Source organism: Roseibium sp. FZY0029 (assembly GCF_036350355.1).
Lineage (GTDB): Bacteria > Pseudomonadota > Alphaproteobacteria > Rhizobiales > Stappiaceae > Roseibium.
Genome location: NZ_JAZDVZ010000002.1, coordinates 165,803 through 181,237 on the forward strand (window position 1 = coordinate 165,803; position 15,435 = coordinate 181,237).

Annotated in this window: 13 protein-coding genes; 6 read left to right on the top strand and 7 right to left on the bottom strand. The window is 59.7% G+C overall.

The annotated features are described in order from the left end of the window. Positions 1–24: 24 nt before the first annotated feature. Positions 25–729 (bottom strand): DNA/RNA nuclease SfsA, encoded by a 705-nt coding sequence (gene sfsA, locus V1T76_RS05270; protein ID WP_330559560.1) that lies wholly within the window; start codon positions 727–729, stop codon positions 25–27. A 61-nt stretch (positions 730–790) separates the two neighbouring features. Next, on the bottom strand, positions 791–2,215 hold the full coding sequence (locus V1T76_RS05275; RefSeq protein WP_006940490.1) for a TrkH family potassium uptake protein: 1,425 nt from the start codon (positions 2,213–2,215) through the stop codon (positions 791–793). Positions 2,216–2,672: 457 nt separating this feature from the next. Here V1T76_RS05275 and V1T76_RS05280 point away from each other — a divergent pair, with 457 nt between their 5' ends. Beyond that, on the top strand, positions 2,673–4,811 hold the full coding sequence (locus V1T76_RS05280) for an EAL domain-containing protein (protein ID WP_330559561.1): 2,139 nt from the start codon (positions 2,673–2,675) through the stop codon (positions 4,809–4,811). 2 nt (positions 4,812–4,813) lie between these two features. Here the strand turns inward: V1T76_RS05280 and V1T76_RS05285 are convergent, their stop codons facing one another. Then, positions 4,814–5,293 (bottom strand): MarR family winged helix-turn-helix transcriptional regulator, encoded by a 480-nt coding sequence (locus V1T76_RS05285; RefSeq protein ID WP_330559562.1) that lies wholly within the window; start codon positions 5,291–5,293, stop codon positions 4,814–4,816. An 81-nt stretch (positions 5,294–5,374) separates the two neighbouring features. Here V1T76_RS05285 and V1T76_RS05290 point away from each other — a divergent pair, with 81 nt between their 5' ends. Genes V1T76_RS05290 through V1T76_RS05300 form a run of 3 tightly spaced genes read left to right on the top strand, consistent with a single transcriptional unit; the run spans position 5,375 to position 10,103 of the window. Beyond that, on the top strand, positions 5,375–7,150 hold the full coding sequence (locus V1T76_RS05290) for an N-acetylglutaminylglutamine amidotransferase (protein WP_330559563.1): 1,776 nt from the start codon (positions 5,375–5,377) through the stop codon (positions 7,148–7,150). A 2-nt stretch (positions 7,151–7,152) separates the two neighbouring features. Then, positions 7,153–8,934: an N-acetylglutaminylglutamine synthetase gene (ngg, locus tag V1T76_RS05295; protein WP_330559564.1), complete on the top strand. Its 1,782-nt coding sequence runs from the start codon at positions 7,153–7,155 to the stop codon at positions 8,932–8,934. Next, complete coding sequence (locus V1T76_RS05300; protein ID WP_330559565.1) at positions 8,931–10,103, top strand: osmoprotectant NAGGN system M42 family peptidase; 1,173 nt, start codon at positions 8,931–8,933, stop codon at positions 10,101–10,103. Before ngg ends, V1T76_RS05300 begins: the two co-directional genes overlap by 4 nt. A 24-nt stretch (positions 10,104–10,127) precedes the next feature. Here V1T76_RS05300 and V1T76_RS05305 read toward each other — a convergent pair whose 3' ends face one another. From V1T76_RS05305 to V1T76_RS05320, 4 genes are read right to left on the bottom strand one after another with little or no spacing between them, the layout of a single operon-like run. Beyond that, positions 10,128–10,802, bottom strand: coding sequence for a class I SAM-dependent methyltransferase (locus V1T76_RS05305; protein ID WP_330559566.1), 675 nt, complete (start codon positions 10,800–10,802; stop codon positions 10,128–10,130). Continuing rightward, positions 10,799–11,632, bottom strand: a complete 834-nt coding sequence (phnE, locus tag V1T76_RS05310) for a phosphonate ABC transporter, permease protein PhnE (protein ID WP_330559567.1) — start codon at positions 11,630–11,632, stop codon at positions 10,799–10,801. Before phnE ends, V1T76_RS05305 begins: the two co-directional genes overlap by 4 nt. Further along, positions 11,625–12,440: a phosphonate ABC transporter ATP-binding protein gene (gene phnC, locus V1T76_RS05315; protein ID WP_330559568.1), complete on the bottom strand. Its 816-nt coding sequence runs from the start codon at positions 12,438–12,440 to the stop codon at positions 11,625–11,627. The genes phnE and phnC (V1T76_RS05315) overlap by 8 nt, the downstream gene beginning before the upstream one ends. Further along, positions 12,440–13,312, bottom strand: coding sequence for a PhnD/SsuA/transferrin family substrate-binding protein (locus V1T76_RS05320; protein ID WP_330559569.1), 873 nt, complete (start codon positions 13,310–13,312; stop codon positions 12,440–12,442). Before V1T76_RS05320 ends, phnC (V1T76_RS05315) begins: the two co-directional genes overlap by 1 nt. Positions 13,313–13,610: 298 nt before the next feature. Here V1T76_RS05320 and phnC (V1T76_RS05325) point away from each other — a divergent pair, with 298 nt between their 5' ends. Both phnC (V1T76_RS05325) and phnD read left to right on the top strand, forming a co-directional pair. Further along, positions 13,611–14,432, top strand: coding sequence for a phosphonate ABC transporter ATP-binding protein (gene phnC / locus V1T76_RS05325; protein ID WP_330559570.1), 822 nt, complete (start codon positions 13,611–13,613; stop codon positions 14,430–14,432). A gap of 89 nt (positions 14,433–14,521) precedes the next feature. After that, positions 14,522–15,433 carry a phosphonate ABC transporter substrate-binding protein gene (phnD, locus tag V1T76_RS05330; RefSeq protein ID WP_330559571.1) on the top strand — a complete coding sequence of 304 codons (912 nt, stop codon included), beginning with the start codon at positions 14,522–14,524 and terminating at the stop codon, positions 15,431–15,433. Positions 15,434–15,435 lie beyond the last annotated feature (2 nt).

Consider the following 15,435-nt stretch of genomic DNA (forward strand, 5'->3'; position numbering starts at 1 on the left):
CATCAAGTTTGTCTTGACCCAATGTCAGGCGATAATCTCGACCGGCTTGACCGCATCGATGCCGTCAAGCCGGACATCGCAGCCGATTGCAAAGGCCTCCACACCGGCGCGTCTCGCCTCGGCAAAGGCGGCGGCATAGGCAGGATCGATATCGTCCGCCAGGCTCATCCGGCTGCAATCGGGCCGCTGCACCAGAAACACCATTGCCGCACGGTGACCCTCGCCCACCATGTCGCCCAGTTCCACGAGATGCTTCGCACCGCGCGCGGTGACACTGTCGGGAAATTCAGCAAGGCCGGCTTGCCGCATCAGGTGGACGTTCTTCACTTCCACATAGGTCTTTGCGCCATCCGAACCTTCCAGCAGAATGTCGATGCGCGAGTTCTTGCCGTATTTCACTTCACGGCGCAGGTTTTCGTATCCTGCAAGCTCGGCTATCCGTCCCGCCTCGATCGCTTCTTCCACCAGTTTGTTGGGATGCGCCGTGTTGATCCCCACCAAAGCGCCGTCAGCCTCGATCACTTCCCAGGAATATTTAAGCTTCCGTTTCGGATTGTCCGAAGCCGACAGCCAGACCCGTGAACCCGGCTCCTTCAAACCGAGCATCGACCCCGGATTGGCACAATGCGCCGTGATTGCACCGCCATCGTCGTCCAGAAGAACATCGGCAAGAAAGCGTTTGTAGCGCTTGACCAGACGGCCGCTGACAAGGGGCGCGGAAAACTTCATGACACATCTCTCTCGTGCAGATCAGGGCCGGACGCCCCGTTCGTTCAGGTGAGCTTTCCGGTTACTTGGACCAGAAATCCGGATCAAGAAGAACCAGGATTGTGAACAGCTCAAGGCGGCCGACCAGCATGGCAAAGGACAACAGCCACTTGGCGCCATCCGGCAAGGGAGCAAAATGGCCGGCAGGACCGATAACCGGACCCAGGCCCGGGCCAACGTTGCCCACCGACGTGGCCGCAGCGGAAATGGCGGTGACCAGATCCAGATCGAAGAAGGACAAGGCAACCGTGATGATGCCGACCGACCCCATGTAAACGACGAGGAAAGCCAGAACCGAAAAGGACAATTCAGGCGTCAGTCTGGTGCCGCCGTATTCTTCCGACATGATCCGGTGCGGCCGCACCATACGGCGCAGATGCGCACGGACCGTGCCGAAGAAGACCAGGAAGCGGAAAATCTTGATGCCGCCGGTCGTCGAACCGGTACACCCGCCGACGAACATCAACAGCAGCGCGATGCCGACGACCGGCGCGCCCCATTGCGAATAATCGCCGAGCGCATAACCGGTGCCGGTTACGATCGAAACCACGTTGAAGGTGGCTCTCAGCAGGGCCTCATCAAAGGGAAAGTGCATATTGAGGCCGAGGTAGACTGTCAGCGTCATTGCGACGACAGCCAGAAACCCAAGCAGTGCCCTTACCTGCGGATCGCGCCAGAGCAACAGCGGATGGCCGCGTAAGGCTTGAACGATAAGCACGAACGGCAGGGCCCCGATAATCATGAAGACAATCGCGACCCACCCTGACGCCGGATTGGTGAAATAGCCGAAGGACTGGTCGTGGGTGGAAAACCCGCCTGTCGCTATCGTGGTCAGGGCGTGATTGAAGGCGTCGAACAGCTCGATGCCGGTGATCAGATAGGCGACGATGCACAGGAAGGTCAGGAACAGATAGGCAAGCCCGATCAGACGGATCAGCTCCACCGAGCGGCTGACGATCTTTTCGGACCTGTCGGAATTCTCACTCTGGAAAAGCTGCATACCGCCGATCCTCAGGAACGGCAGCAGCACGATGGCCATGACGATGATACCGACACCGCCCATCCACTGCATCAGCGACCGCCAGACCAGCAAGCCCGGTGGCAGGCTGTCGATACCCGTCAGAACGGTGGATCCTGTGGTGGTAAATCCGGAAACAGCCTCGAAAACCGCATCCGCGTAGCCGATGCCCAGCCACAGAAACGGCAGCGCGCCGAAAGCCGGCAAGGTGGTCCAGGCGAGCGTCGTCAGCACGAACGTCTGCCGGGTATCCAACCCCTCCCGCAGCGAGCCGCCTACGGCCAGGGACAAAAGCATGCCGATCATGCCCGTCAGAAGTGCGGAAAAGACAAAGGCCTGCCAATCGGCGTTTTTCTGGGCCACGTCCACGATCGCCGGAATGAGCATGGCTGTCGCCAGGCCGACATACAGAAATCCGAGAACGTTCAAAACTGGTCTGAGAGAAATCAAGTATCAGTCTTCCCGAAAAACACTGCGCAGATCGGCACGTCCGCGAACTGCCGAACCAACCACCCGTCCTAACGCCTTTCTGCCGATTTTCCAATGGCTTTGGCGCGCGTTCCCCGGAAGATGACGACCACCGACCTTCCCTCTCATGATCAATGTCAGAGATGGTACAGCCCGGCACTGGCTGCTGCCGTCGCTTCCGGCCGGTGAGCAGCGGCCAATGTGTGCCGGATGTCCCGGTGCGAAATTGGCAGCGGCACCGCTGTATTCCGCCAATTCTCTTGCCCATGTTCAGGATTTCGTAGCGAATGAGAATTACTTTTGCGTGCTGACTGTCGTTCCGGCCCCTTATACGTGAATTTAACAAGGATTTGGTGCAATAAAACGGCTCGGCCTACATTCGCTAGTCTTCAGGATCAGCGTTACGCTGCTCGTCCTGGTGTTCTGCAGCATCGGGCTTGTCTCCGGCCTTGCCTATCTTGAGTTGTCCAGAACCAGTCAGGAAAACGCGACCATAAGGCTCGACCGGGCAGCCCATACGGCAGCGTCGATCCTGCGTTATGGAACGAATGACAGGCTTATGCCCGAATTCGCAGGCACGGGTGCCCCGACGCTGATACGCATCTCCGAGGCAACTGCCGGTGAATTGCTCGGCCCGGGCGAAAAGCTGGATGCGCTGGTCGAAACCATCGGCAAGACCAATCAGGGCGCTGCCAATCTGTTCCGATGGTCTGCCAGGACCCGCTCATTCGAGAATTCTGCGACGACGTTCCCCCACGCCGAGGGGGAAACCCTGCCGACTTCCACAATTAGTGAAGGGCACCCCGCCTTTGCCAATCTTTCGGCTGGTCAGCCTTTTTCCGGCAACGTTCCGGTTCAAGGCAGGTTTCGTCTCGCCTATATGACACCAATTGTCACCGATGGCGGCAAGATCGCCGGTGCGCTTGCAGTCGACATCGGCTGGGTAGACGACCTCGCTCTGGCCGAAAGCCGCCTGAAGACCCGCATAGCCTCCGCGGCCGCCCTCATCCTGATTGCCGTAATCCTCGTTGGCGGTGTGGTTTTACGCTTCGAATTGCGCCCGCTGCGCCGACTTGCAAAGGCGGCGCATGAACTCGCTGCCGGGCTCCAGCCAAAACGTATTCCCTTCACGGACCGCAGGGACGAAATCGGCGATCTTGCCCATGGGCTCGAAAGGGTTACCGACCTTCAGGACAAGCTGCACAAGCTTGCCTATACGGACCCGGTCACGACCGCCGGCAATCGCGCCAGATATTTTTCCGACCTGAGCGAAGTGTTACGGCGTGCCAAGTCCGGGTCGTTCTCCGCGTCGCTCATTCACCTCGATTTCAACGGTTTTGCAAAGGTCAACGACACTTTTGGCCAGCAGGTCGGCAATCGCGTGCTGTTGCAGGCCTACGCCCGTCTCGCCAATATCTTTGGTCCGAGCGCGCAAATCGCGCGGATTTCAGCGGACGACTTTTGCGTTCTGCTTCCGTTCGACGGCAAAGGCGCGATCGCGGAAGACTACGCCGTGCAGGCAATTGACATGCTGTCCGTGCCCTTCCAGATGGAAGAAGGTGAAATCCATGTGGAACCGAGCATCGGCATCGCCTTGCTGCCAACAGACGCGGAAGATGCGGAAACCGCACATCGCATGGCCGGTCTCGCCTTGCGAGCGGCAAAACGAAGCGCCGGCGCACGATACGAATTCTTCTCTCCGCCGCTCAACGACCGGGTTCAAAGCGAAATGCTGACGGAGACGCTGCTTCGAGCCGCGCTCCAGACCCGCCGGCTTGTTCTGCATTACCAGCCTCAGGTCTGTCCCGCTGACGGCCATCTCATCGGCCTGGAGGCCCTGCTCCGCTGGCCCCATGAAAAACGCGGCGACATCCCGCCGGCAGAGTTCATTCCGATCGCCGAGAAAACAGGACTTATCCTGGAGCTTGGCCGATATGTGCTGGACACAGCCTGCAAGCAGGCAGCGCAGTGGCGGCAGGCCGGGTTCGAATTCGGTCAAGTGTCGGTCAACGTGTCACCGCTGCAATTCCGCCAGTCCAGCTTTGCCGAAACGGTTCGTCAAACCTTGAAAACCTACGGGTTACCGGCCAGTTGCCTGTGTCTGGAGGTGACTGAGAATGTCTTTGTGGATACCAGGGAGCAACTGGTTCTGGATATCCTCTCCGAGCTTCAGCAGATCGGCGTGCAGTTGTCGCTGGATGACTTCGGCTCGGGATATTCCTCGCTGAGTTATCTGCATCGTCTGCCGTTCCAGGAATTGAAAATCGATCGCGCCTTCATTTCCGGAGCAGACAGCCACCCGCAGCAAGAGCAGCTCTTTGAAGCAATTGTTCGCCTTGGCCGCAGCCTGGGGCTTCGCGTGATTGCAGAGGGGGCCGAAACAGCAGGCGAATTTGCACTGACGGTGACCCACAAGTGCGACGGTATCCAGGGTTACATCTGCTCCCCGGCGGTTCCGGCAGACCGTGTTCAGTCTCAGTTGCAAAGCTTTGGTGCCGCGCTGAAATCAGATGCCCTTGCAAGCGGCTCGAGCCATTCCTCGAAACGGCTGGCGTGATCCTACCCTGAAACCTTTCCAGTCATCAGGATCGGAGACGCATCCAGATTATGCGCGTTCATCATTTCGGCAATTTGCTCGATGGAGGCTACGAGGTTTGCCCGCTCTTCGGCTTTCAGATTATCGAACTTGCGTTCGAACTCGTCATGCAGAAGGCCCGGAAGGTTCGAAGCGACCTCCGTCCCCTTTTCCGTCAGCCTGGCATGCACGATTCGCCTGTCCGAGACGGATCTGTATCGCTGAATGAGACCCTTTTCTTCCAATTTGTCGAGAATGGTCACAACCGTTGCCGAACTCAGATCGGCGTTGTCGGAAAGAGCCTTGGTCGTCACTTCCCCCAGATCTCGAATACCTTGTAAAACAATGATTTGCGGGATGGTAAGCCCGGTCATCCTGGACACTTCCCGGGAGCGCAAGTCAATGGCCCGGACGATCTTCCGGATAGCCTTGACCACTTGCGATGACTGCATCGCCTTCATCATTACACCTCTATTAATTTGAACTCTAATGATTAGAGCTCTATATAGTGCGCGTCCAGTTACAAAACGGAGATTTTTTTCAATATGTGCGGCATTTGCGGCGAAGTGGTTTTCAATGGCAGCCAGGCAGACGTGGTTCGGGTCAGCCGGATGGCGGATGCAATGGCAGCGCGCGGCCCGGACGGAATGGGTGTGACGCAACGTGGCCGGGTCGCTTTCGGCCACAGGCGCTTGAAAATTATTGACCTCAGCGAACGTGGTACTCAGCCCATGACCGACATGGCGCTTGGGCTGTCGCTCGTCTTCAACGGCTGCATCTATAATTATCAGGAGCTGCGGACCGAGCTCATGGACCGCGGTTATTCGTTCTTCTCCACCAGCGACACCGAGGTCATCCTCAAGGCCTGGGCCGAGTGGGGCAAGGATTGTTTTTCCAGGTTCCACGGCATGTTCGCCATCGCCATTCACGAACACGACAGTGGCCGCATCCACCTTGCTCGCGACAGGTTCGGCATCAAGCCGCTGTACCTCAGTGAAGCCAACGGACGTCTTGCCTTTGCCTCCTCCCTGCCCGCCTTGCTGGCCGGAGGCGGCATCGATAAGTCGATCGACCGCGTTGCCCTGCACCACTACATGAGCTGGCACGCCGTCGTTCCCGCGCCGCGCACGATCCTGAACGGTGTGCGCAAGCTGCCCGCTGCCACCGTGCGGACGATTGAAGCCGACGGCAGTTCGACCGAGCATACCTACTGGGAACCGCGGTTTGAAAAATCAGCGGAAGACCTCGCCCGCACCGCCGACGATTGGCGCGATGAGGTTCTGGAAAGCCTGCGCACGGCCGTTCGCCGCCGAATGGTGGCCGACGTTCCCGTCGGCGTTCTTCTGTCCGGTGGTGTGGATTCCAGCCTGATCGTTGGTCTCTTGGCCGAGGAGGGTCAGAAAGGCCTTGCCACGTTCTCCATCGGTTTCGAGGAAGCCCACGGCGAAAAGGGCGATGAATTCCAGTATTCGGATTTGATTGCCGAGCACTATGGAACCAACCACCACCAGATTTTTATCCCCTCATCCGAGCTTCAGACGAACCTGCCCGGAGCGATCAAGGCGATGTCGGAGCCCATGGTCTCCTACGACAACATCGGCTTCTATCTGCTCTCGCGTGAGGTTTCCAAGCACATCACCGTGGTCCAGTCCGGCCAGGGTGCGGACGAGGTCTTCGCCGGTTACCACTGGTATCCGAAGCTCAAGGGGTCAAACAGCCCGGTTTCCGACTACGCCACCGCCTTCTTCGACCGCACGGAAGCGCAGATGGCAGAGGCAGTGTCGCCTGCCTATCACTGCGAGCGGGACGAGAGCCTTGCATTCGTCGAGCAACACTTTGCCCGATCCGGTGCGGAAGATCCCGTCGACAAGGCCTTGCGGCTCGACACCAACGTCATGCTGGTGGACGACCCGGTCAAGCGCGTCGACAACCACTCCATGGCCTGGGGACTGGAAGCGCGTGTGCCTTTCCTCGATCACGAACTTGTCGAGCTTGCAGGCCGCATTCCGGCGGAATTCAAGCTGGCCCAGGAAGGCAAAGGCGTTCTGAAGGAAGCGGCACGCAAGGTTATTCCGAGCGCTGTCATCGACCGTCCGAAGGGCTATTTCCCGGTGCCGGCCCTGAAATACATCCAGGGTGACTATCTCGACATGGTGCGCGACACGCTTTCCAGTCAGGCGGCCAGGGAACGGGGCCTCTTCAACGAGGTTTACCTGCAGAAACTTTATGCCGACCCGACCAAATACATCACGCCGCTGCGTGGTTCGGAACTTTGGCAGGTCGCGCTTCTGGAAATGTGGCTGCAGGCACAGGAGGTCTGAACATGGCCGAGAATGAACCTTCGCGACCAAAGGGCGCGTTCGACCATCGCCTGAAACGCATGCGCCAGCATGGCCTGAAGCCGGAATACCGGCTGGAAGAGACGGAAGCCCAGAAAAACCGCTTCATCGATTGCGGTTGGGGGCGGCTGGTGTTCGCCAACACCTACAGCGAAACCGAAAAGCTGGTCGAGGTGCTGCGCAACGAACGTCCTGACAGACGCGACATCGCGTTCTACGTGCGTGATCCGCATGTGCTGGTCGGCTCGGCGCCTCAGGAGCTTTTCCTGGACCCATCGCACACGTTCCGTCTGGATCTTGCGACCTACCGGCCCGCGCGCAACCGGCGCACGGGCTTTACCGTGCGCCGGCTGTCCTCGCGCAGCGACGCCGAGGCGATCAACGAACTTTACCTCACCAGGGGCATGGTGCCTGTGCCGCCGGAGTTCTTCTGGTCGCAGCTCGACCCGCGCAGCATCACCGTCCTTGTGGCTGAGGAAGACGAAACCGGCGTCATCGTCGGTACTGCCATGGGCGTGGATCATGGCCGGGTAACCAATGGCGCCGATCTCGGCAGCTCACTGTGGTGCCTCGCCGTTTCCCCGCAAGCCCGGTTTCCGGGCATCGGTGAAGCCCTGGTCCGGCGCATGGCGGAAGTCTTCAAGGGCAAAGGCACGCCGTATATGGACCTGTCGGTGTTGCACGACAACGAACTCGCCATCGGCCTTTACGACAAGCTCGGCTTCGAGCGGGTTCCCTATTTCACCGTCAAGCGCAAGAACACGATCAACGAGGCGCTGTTTGCAGGCCCTGCTGTCGAGGACAAGCTCAACCCTTACGCCACGATCGTCGTGAACGAGGCGCGGCGTCGTGGCATTCAGGCCGAGATCATCGACGCGGAAGGCGGCTTTTTCCGGCTGTCCTATGGTGGCCGTTCGGTTGCCTGCCGCGAATCCTTGAGCGAATTCACAAGCGCCGTTGCCATGTCGATCTGCGATGACAAGGCCACGACGCGCAGGATTGTCGAGCGGGCCGGTGTCTGCGTACCGAACCAGATCCTGGCCGGTTCCGCCGATGAGATCGCCGCGTTTCTGGAAGAACACGGCTCGGTGGTCGTCAAACCTGCGCGCGGTGAACAGGGCAAGGGCATCGCCATCGGGCTGACAAAGACCGAAGACGTGATGGCGGCGGTGGATGTCGCCCGCACCTACTCCAACGACGTTCTGGTGGAAGAATTCGTTACGGGTCAGGATCTGCGCCTTGTGGTCATCGACTACAAGGTGGTGGCGACCGCCCTGCGCAAGCCGGCAGAGGTCACCGGAAACGGCAAGGCAACGATCGGCGAGCTGATCGAAATTCAGTCTCGACGCCGCTCCGCTGCGACAGGAGGAGAATCCAGGATCGAAGTGGATGACGAGGTGCTGCGTTGCCTCAGCGCAAACGGGCTTCAACTCGAAGACGTTCTGCCGGCTGGCAAGACACTGGCAGTTCGCCGCACGGCTAACCTTCACACCGGCGGCACCATCCACGATGTGACCGGCGAAACCCATCACACCCTGATAGACGCTGCGATCAAGGCGGCGCGCGCCATTGAAATTCCGGTGACAGGCATTGACTTGATGGTCAAAGACCCGCGACAACCGGAGTACCGCTTTATCGAGGCGAATGAGCGACCGGGGCTTGCCAATCACGAACCTCAGCCAACCGCCGAACGCTTCGTGGACTTCCTGTTTCCCCTGTCGGTGCCACAGCCCGTCAGGACGACCTTGAACCGGGCCGGACAATGACTTTGCTGAATATCGATATTTCTTATCTGAACGACAGGCTGAGGGATCTTCTGAAAATCCCGAGCCCGACAGGCTATACGGACGAGATCGTCCGTCATGTTTCCAAGGAACTGGAAGCGCTCGGGGTGTTTTACGAGATTACACGCCGCGGCGGTATCCGCGCACGGGTATCCGGCAAGTCCCGCAGGCCTGCCCGGGCTTTCGTGTCGCATCTCGACACGCTCGGCGCTCAGGTCAAATCGCTCAAGGACAACGGCCGTCTGGAGCTTGTCCCCATCGGCCACTGGTCCGCACGGTTTTCGGAAGGCGCCCGCACGACGATCTTTTCCGAAAGCGGTGCGTATACCGGCACCATTTTGCCGCTGAAGGCGTCCGGCCATACCTACAACACCGGTGTCGATGAACTGCCGGTCGGCTGGCCCTATGTCGAGCTTCGGGTCGACGCCTATTCCAAGTCGGTGGATGATCTGCACCGGCTGGGCATCGATGTCGGTGACTTCGTCGCCATCGATCCTGCGCCCGAATTCCTGGACAACGGCTTTATCGTTTCTCGTCACCTCGACAACAAGGCCGGGGTCGCGGTTATGCTCGCGGCCATCAAGGCACTGGTGGAATCGGGCGTCGAGCCGACAGTCGACGTGTTCTGGCTGTTCACCATCGCGGAAGAAACCGGCCATGGCGCGCAATCGATCCTGACGCCCGACATCGCTTCCCTGGTGGCCATCGACAATGGCACCACTGCCCCCGGGCAGAACTCGGACGAATTTGGTGTCACCATTGCGATGGCAGACCAGACAGGCCCGTTCGACTTTCATCTGACCCGCAAGATGGTGCAGCTTTGCCGGGACAATGACATCAAGTTCCAGAAGGATGTCTTCCGCTTCTACCGCTCAGATGCGGCGACCGCCATCGAAGCAGGCGCGGATGTGCGCACCGCTCTGATCACCTTCGGTGTTGATGCCAGCCATGGTTATGAGCGCATCCACATGCATGCGCTTCGTTCACTTGCCGAACTGGCGACCGGCTACGCGCTGAGCCCGGTGGAAATCCAGCGCGATGCCCGCGAATTTGCGGACCTCAAGGGCTTCACGCGTCAGCCGACCGCTGATGCCGGCCAGACACTCAATCCGGATATCGATGAACCGGAGCCGGAACCGGCGGGTGAATAACGCCCGCCGCCGCAGTTTGCTCGGTCAGCGGTTGAGTTCGGCAATCATGTGCCAGTGCCACGACCCGGGTTTTGTGTGCACCTTGTCTTCCAGGTAGCTCAACTCGAAACGGTCGAACAGCGCCACCAGCTCACTCGCGTTGCAGTAAAAATGCGGGTGATCCTTGTCGTCGTCCCCGTCGCGAACCCAGGTGTCGGCAGCCACTTCCGTCCCGATGCCGAAGTTGGCATTGCGCTTCGACAGCATGGTCCCCTGATAAATTCCACCTGGTTTCAGCACCCGGGCGATCTCCGCGATGGCGGTGCGAACGATCGAGGGATCGCCGTGATAGATCACGTTGAACGAGAGAACGTAGTCGAAACTGTTGTCGTCGAACGGCAGCGCGGTCATCGGGGCAAGATGGGTTTCAATCTCCTGGCCCTCCGCCGCAGCGCTCTTTTTCAGCTCCGCCAGACCGGCTTCGGAAAGGTCCATCGCGTGGGTCTCGAAACCGGCGCGAGCGAAAGACAAGGCATGACGGCCAACACCGCAGCCAAGATCCAGCGCGCTGACGTTTCCCTGCTTCTTCAATTTTTCGATCAGGCCGGCGACGTCCGGGTCCGGACGCAACCAGTCGGCCCGGCCTTCTTCCGTCTGCCAGCGCTTGTCCCAGGCCAGATGGGCCGTATCGGTTTTTTGAGAGGCTTGTACATCGCTCATTGAGACGATCCTTCCAGAATGCGGCTGCGAGCGAGAGTGCCGAGCCGTTCAACACAAAGAACCAGCACGAAAATCATCAGGATGATGGTCATCGCGAGCTGGTAGTCGAAAAAGTCCATGGCCACCTTCAGCTCGATGCCGATGCCGCCCGCTCCGACAAGGCCGAGTACGACAGACGACCGTGTCGCCTTTTCCAGCGCAAACAGCGATGTGGTGATGAAGGACGGCATCGCGGCGGGCACCACCGCGCAGAAGATCGTGTCGAAACGGCTCGCACCGGCGGCCGTCAGGGCCTCGGCAGGGCCCTTCTCCACATCTTCCATGGCTTCGGCGAAGAAGCGCCCGCAGAAACCGACGGTGTCGACAGCAATGGCCAGCGTGCCCGCAAAAGGACCAAGCCCCACCGCAATGACGAAAACCAGCGCCCACACGAGATCCGGCACCGTCCTGAAGAGCGCGATCAGCAAACGCGAGGACGTATAGACAGCCCTTGAGAGCAAGGAGGGCCGCGTCAGGCCCTTTGCGGCCAGAACCGCGAGCGGCAGACTGAGAACAATGCCGATGAGTGTGCCCGCCAGCGCCATCTGGAATGTTTCCAGCAGCGCCTTCGACAATTGCGGCAGCCGCTCCAGCGATGGCGGCCAGGAGCGCGACAGAAAGTCAGCCAGAGCCGGACCGCCCGAGATCAGCGCGGAGAATGACCAGCCAGCCCCCTGAAACGACCAGACCACGAATGTCAGCAGCGCCACATAGGCAACGAAATGCAGGGCGCCGGGCCGTTCGAATCTCGCCGGCAGCCGGGAGCGATTGAATGTCAGGAGATCAGCCATAATGCTTTCCCAGATCCGCGGCGCTCAGTCCGCTGCTCTTCTCGTCCAGAACGACTTCGCCCTGCCGGATCGCCAGAACCCTGTCGGAATAGGCAAGCGCCTGTTGCACGTTGTGCGAGGTGAACAGCAGCGTGATCCCCTCTTCCCGGGTCAATTGACGGAAGAGATCCATCACTTCCTGTCCGGCCACCGGGTCCAGGCTGGCGACCGGCTCGTCCGCGACAATCATTCTGGGTTGCTGCATCAAAGCCCTGGCAATCGCCACCCGCTGGGACTGGCCGCCAGAGAGCTGATCGGCCCGCTTCAAGGCCTGGTCCGCGAGCCCGACCCTGTCGAGGCAGGCCATCGCGCGGTCTCGCAAGGCCGTTGCGGCGAACAGCTGCGACCAGCCACGCATGCCGCCGGCACGGCCAAGATTGCCATGGATCACGTTGGTCAGCGCCGATACGCGCGGCACCAGATTGTGCTTTTGAAAGACGAAGCCGACCTCCGCGCGCACTCGCCTGAGCTGACGCTGGCGCGCGGAGGAGATGTCTTCACCGAACAGCAGCACCGAACCGGCTTCCGGCTCGATCAGCCGCAGGGCGCAGCGCAAGGCGGTCGATTTGCCCGCACCGTTGGAGCCGATCAGCGCAACCGCTTCCTCGCGGCCCACGGAAAAGGACACACCATGCAACACACTCCGGTCCTTGCCGAACGACTTGCATAGTCCCTCGACCTTGAGATCGCAGAGCGGGCTTGTTCCGGCGTATGCGGCTGGAACCGCCGGCGCAATCACGCCGGCGGACTGGAGCAGAGGCTGCGACATTATTCGCCGATGAACTTGTCGTATTGAGGGAACCCGGCCGTGGTGTACATGGACCGGACGAGGTCATAGGCACCGTCCTCGATCGCCACCAGATCCATTCCCGAATACTTGTCGTTTTCCTCGTGCTGCAGGATCGCGGCGATGATCGCTTCCTTGTTGTCGAGGATCGCCTCGCGCAGGCTCTGCCCAACCGCGGGATCGACATGGGCGCCGACCATGATCATGTCGTTCGGCAGGTCACCGGAACGGGCGATCACCCGGAAGAAACCGTTGGGGACGCTGTCGTCCTTGTTGCGGGTGCCGAGCCAGGAATTGTGGTTGATGCCGATGGCCGCGACATCGCCCTTCTTCAAAGCCTCGTGGGCAATGTTGCGCGAGGTGTGCAGCTTGTCGATGTCCTTGACAGGATCGACACCATAGTCGGCCATCAACTGCATCGGGCACAGCATGTTGGAGGTGGAACCGATGTCGCCAAAAGCCACCTTCTTGCCCTTGAGATCGGCCGGGCGCGTAAATCCGCTGTCGGCGCGCACGACAATGGCGCAGAAATAATCCGGACGGCCGAGGCCGATCAGCGGGCGGGCTTCGGTCAGTTTGTTGATCACGATGTATTCCGCCGGCCCGGTCACGACAAAATCGACGCGTTTGGCACGAAGGGCCTCAGCGGCCGCTGTCCGGCTGGTGACCGGAAAGAACTCGAAGGTGTGGTCTGTTGCCGTTTCCAGAGCCTCTTTGAACGGACCCCATTCGACCTGCAACCGCTCCAGGCCTTCCACATCGGTTACAGCAAGCTTGAACGTATCCGCGAGGGATGAAGTCAGGGAAACGGCGAGAACGGCAGCCGCAAGGGCGGCGGATTTCAAAAAACGCATGACGGGAACTCCTCAGAAAACCGAAACAAAGCCGGCAAGGCAAAAGGAGCGTAACGACAAGCGCACGTCTGAACGTGACTGTATTATGTAAATTTTACGAAATTTACATTCTGAAAAATCGGAACTTCAACGGCACAAATTCCCTTGTGTTGGATCAGTCAAATATTTCCTTGTCTTATTGGTTTACCGGCAAATCTTAAGTGCATCATTGTCGTAAAACTTCATAAAAGTATAATCGTATAGACATCTGAACTCGGCACATCTCTGCTAGTTCGCTCTCCGTTTTTCGGAGGGCCCGATGCTGGTCATTGAGCAATTATCTAAAGTCTTTGGAGACCTGACCGCGGTGGACAGTGTCTCCCTTGCCATCCCCAAGGGGCAGATGGTGGGCGTGATCGGCCGGTCTGGCGCCGGCAAGTCCACTTTCCTGCGTATGGTCAACCGGCTGACCGACCCCAGCCGGGGCACGATCCTGAACGAGGGCCTGAATATCACGGCCCTGAAAGGCCGCGATCTGCGCCTTTGGCGGGCGTCCTGCGCGATGATCTTTCAGCAGTTCAATCTTGTTGAGCGCATGGATGTGCTCACAAATGTCATGATCGGCCGCATAGCCCACACCGGCTTCCTGAGGTCCATGACGCGTTCCTTCACGGACGAAGACCGCGCCCGCGCCATCGAAGCGCTGGACCGGCTGGACCTGGTGCCTCAGGCGCTACAACGTGCCGGAACCCTTTCCGGTGGCCAGCAACAGCGCGTCGCCATTGCCAAGGCCCTGGTGCAGGACCCGCGCATCATGCTGGCCGACGAGCCGATTGCCTCACTCGATCCGGCCAATGCCAGCCGGGTAATGGATGCCCTGCGTGAAATCAACCGGACGGACGGTCTCACGGTGCTGGTCAACCTGCACACGCTCGACACCGCCCGCGCCTATTGCGACCGGATCGTCGCAATGAAGGACGGACGGGTCCAGTTCGACGGCACACCCGAAGCGCTGACAAGCGAAAAGGTGCGGCAGATCTACGGCACCGACGATCTGTCGGCCGAGATCAACGAAGCGGTGACCTCCACCTCCCTCTCAACGGCCTCTTCCCGCTCGCCTCTCAAGGCCTTCGGGACCTGACTTTCGCGAAGCGGTTTTTCCGCCCTCGCAAATCGAAGCGGCTTCTGCCGCCAAACCGCCGGACCAGCCGGCACCATAGGAGACTTAAGATGAAGGCCTTATTTGCAGCAGCCGTATCCGTTGCCGTTCTTGCAGCCTCCCCGGCCCTGGCGGAAAGCTGGAAGGACCAGTACAAGACGGTCAAGATCGGCATCCTGTCCGGTGAAAACGAGAAGGACCGGATCGCCCGCTACACACCTTTCGAGAAATACCTGGAAAATGAACTCGGCGTCGATGTCGAGATCTTCACGGCCGGATCTTACGACGGCGTAATCCAGGCTATGGCAGCCGACCAGATCGAGTTCGCATTCTTCGGTTCGTCCTCCTATGCCGCTGCCTACACCGAAACCAACGGCGGTGTCGTTCCGCTGGTCTCGCGCCTGCAGAAAGACGGTTCAACAGGTTATTTCTCCGTCGTCGCCGTGCGTTGCGACAGCGGCTACAAGACCCTGGACGACCTGAAGGGCAAGACGCTCGCCTTTGCCGATCCGGACAGCACTTCCGGCTATGCGGTCCCTTACTTCAACCTGAGCAAACAGGGCTACGAGCCGAAAACCTTTTTCGGTGCGATCCCGTTCTCCGGTGCCCATGAGACCGGCGTGCTCGGCGTCTACAACAAGCAGTATGACGCTGCCGCAACCTACATCACCAACGAAGAAGACGGCATTCCCCAGCGCATGGTTACCAAGGGCATGATCGAAAAGGACTCGATCTGCACCATCTGGAAATCGCCGGAAATCACTTCCGGCCCGCTGGCTGCCCGCGCAAACCTGCCTCAGGGTCTGATCGATGCCATGCGCACCGCCGTCATGGAGATCCCGGAAAAGGACACGCTCGCCTTCATCGAAATGACCGGCGGCGAAGACAGCACCCAGGAAGGCTGGATCGAGGTTGATCACGACCGCTACCAGTGGATCGTCGAAATGCGCGACTGGCTGAAGAAACAGCGCCGCGGCGGCTAAGC